The organism is Tunicatimonas sp. (genome assembly GCF_049647865.1).
Lineage (GTDB): Bacteria > Bacteroidota > Bacteroidia > Cytophagales > Cyclobacteriaceae > Tunicatimonas.
The window spans coordinates 1-2482 of record NZ_JBARYM010000363.1 but is presented as its reverse complement, the minus strand read 5'-3'; the positions used below and the strand labels follow the sequence as shown (position 1 = coordinate 2482).

Here is a 2482-nt window from a genome sequence, read left to right as displayed (position 1 = left end):
GGTATTAAAAGGCAATACACTAACTTGTTGCGGTCCATCAATTTTAATCCGAAAGTACTGAGGGGCAATTAGTTCAGTGCCATCTTGTCGGATAACGCCCTGCTTTCCCTCCCGGTATACAATTGCTAACTGATGAGAAAAAGCGGAGATACTGTCGTAGCTGAAGGCGGTCAGTGCTTTCCCTTCTTCGGAGAACAAAGCAGCGTTGTTATTAAAGTCAATCACTTCGTAGCGATTGGTCGTTCGTGCTGCAATGCTTTGGTACTCAAATCCAACAATAGCGTCTCCGTCAGCATTAAGTAGACCGTAGTAAGGTTTATGATTCCGGAGTACGGAGGCAATGAGTTGATTTTGATGTTTATCTAAGGAATAATAACGAAACGACAGTTCGGTTTCGCCCTTCGTATCAATAAGCCCGTAGCGAGTGTTTCCTTTTAGCTGGGAGATGGCCATTGCGGCAATCAGCAATTTGTCGTGATAAGGAACAAGTACCGAATAGCGGGCTTCGCTCAGCTTTTTGTTCTTGGTATTGATTAATCCCCAAAGACCTGCTTCGCGGTAGCCAATTACTTTATTAAATACCTGCGGGATACCTTCCGTCCAGCCCAAATCTTCGTAGGCTACCGGAATAATTACCTTGCCATTTTCGTCGAACAGCCCTTTCTTGTGGTTTTTCTCAACAATTGTAAAGTGTTCGTCATTATAGGCACTAACAAAAGAAGGTGACAGCAGGAGGAGAACCAATAGGCCCAAGATACTTCGCGACATAAACTTGGTTAAAATAGTCGGAGCGGAATTACGTAATACTTAAATATACTGTGAATAATACGAATTTAACGTATGATATTCTATTACAAACTATCAAATTTGATGCTTTCTTCTCAGGAACGTAAGATTTACTACAAATCTTCACTGGCTATGTCAAAATTACTAATCTTATTCTCTTCCCGAATACATATGCGCCAGCTCTCAGCTTCGTTTTTACTCATTGGTTTATTAGTTGCTGCTAAGGCTTCTTATGGCCAAGTAGCCACTACTTCCGATTCGGTTTACCTGTTCTCTTATTTCACCGGAAACGGAGAAGATGGATTACATTTGGCCTACAGTGAAGATGGTTTTACCTGGACCGCACTGAACGATGGCAAATCATTTTTGCAACCGGAGGTGGGGGAAGATAAACTGATGCGCGACCCCTGCATTATTGCTGGACCCGATGGCGAGTTTCATATGGTGTGGACAGTGAGTTGGCAAGAAAAGGGTATTGGCTACGCCCACTCTTCGGATTTAATTCATTGGTCAGAACAGCAGTATATCCCAGTAATGGAGCACGAACCCAACGCTAAGAATTGCTGGGCTCCCGGACTATTTTACGACAAAGCTACCCAGCAATACCTCATCTTCTGGGCCACTACTATTCCCGGCAGGTTTCCCGAAACAGATAATCAGAGTAATGATGGTCCACCCGCTCCGGGTAATAACCACCGAATGTATTTTACCACTACCCAAGATTTTACCACTTTTACCGATACGCAGCTATTCTACGAGCGTGGCTTTAATGTGATTGATGCCACCGTGATAGAAAACCGGGGCCAATATGTGATGTTTCTGAAAGATGAAACCAACCGCCCCTTCAGTCCCCAAAAAAATATTCGCTTGGCTTTTAGCACCGCAGCCAAGGGACCGTATTCCCACGCTACCAACGCCATTAGTGGTCGCGATTGGGTAGAAGGCCCTACCGTAGTTCAGGTTGATTCGCTATGGCATTTATATTTTGATCGGTATCGTAAGCATGAATACGGGCTAATGACCTCGCCCGATTTAGTAAAGTGGACCGACCAATCAGAGAAGCTAGTGCACCCGGAGGAAATGCGGCACGGAACCGTACTTAAGGTAGCCCGCCCAATTGCTAAGCGATTAATGAAGTAGCTATTCGTATCACCGCGAGAAGTCCTTCTTATGAAAAAAATTGCTAACTTATAGCTGTGCTAAACCATCACCTATGTATGCTCTAGTTTATATTAGCAAGGCTAATCAACCTTTTGAACCATCTACTTTACACGCACTAGCTGACCAAGCCAACCGGCGTAATCGCTTATTATCAATCACCGGCTTTCTCACCTACAAAAAAGGGCAATTTTTACAGTATTTAGAAGGAAAAGAAAAGGCGGTTGATAATCTTATGAATACTATCCAGAATGATCCCCGTCATACGGTGGTCAAAATAATAAACCTTCCTGACCAACCCCAAAGATACCTAAGTGAGTGGCATATGCGCTACTTGTCGGTATCCGATTTGGGGGCAGTAAGCTTAGACGATTTATTGGTCGATACTTTAAACAAATTAGATACTGATATATACAGTAAAGAGAAAGTACTCGAAATATTACGAAGGATTCTGGTTAGGTTCTCCCGCTACTTCGAAGATAAACCCACAAGTTTCTTCCCACCTCTTTAAAAATTATAGGTAATTTAGAATATTCTT

The 2482-nt window shown here is 43.1% G+C and carries 3 protein-coding genes; 2 read left to right on the top strand and 1 reads right to left on the bottom strand.

Annotated elements, in window-relative coordinates; genetic code table 11:
• A partial coding sequence (locus WBA23_RS10735) for a WG repeat-containing protein (RefSeq protein WP_424582277.1) occupies positions 1–768 on the bottom strand: 768 nt, incomplete at its 3' end.
• Between the two features lie 150 nt (positions 769–918).
• Between WBA23_RS10735 and WBA23_RS10730 the strand changes: the two genes are divergently transcribed.
• Positions 919–1926 carry a glycoside hydrolase family 43 protein gene (locus WBA23_RS10730; RefSeq protein ID WP_424582276.1) on the top strand — a complete coding sequence of 336 codons (1008 nt, stop codon included), beginning with the start codon at positions 919–921 and terminating at the stop codon, positions 1924–1926.
• Positions 1927–1999: 73 nt separating this feature from the next.
• Positions 2000–2455: a BLUF domain-containing protein gene (locus tag WBA23_RS10725; protein ID WP_424582275.1), complete on the top strand. Its 456-nt coding sequence runs from the start codon at positions 2000–2002 to the stop codon at positions 2453–2455.
• The last annotated feature ends 27 nt before the right edge of the window (positions 2456–2482 follow it).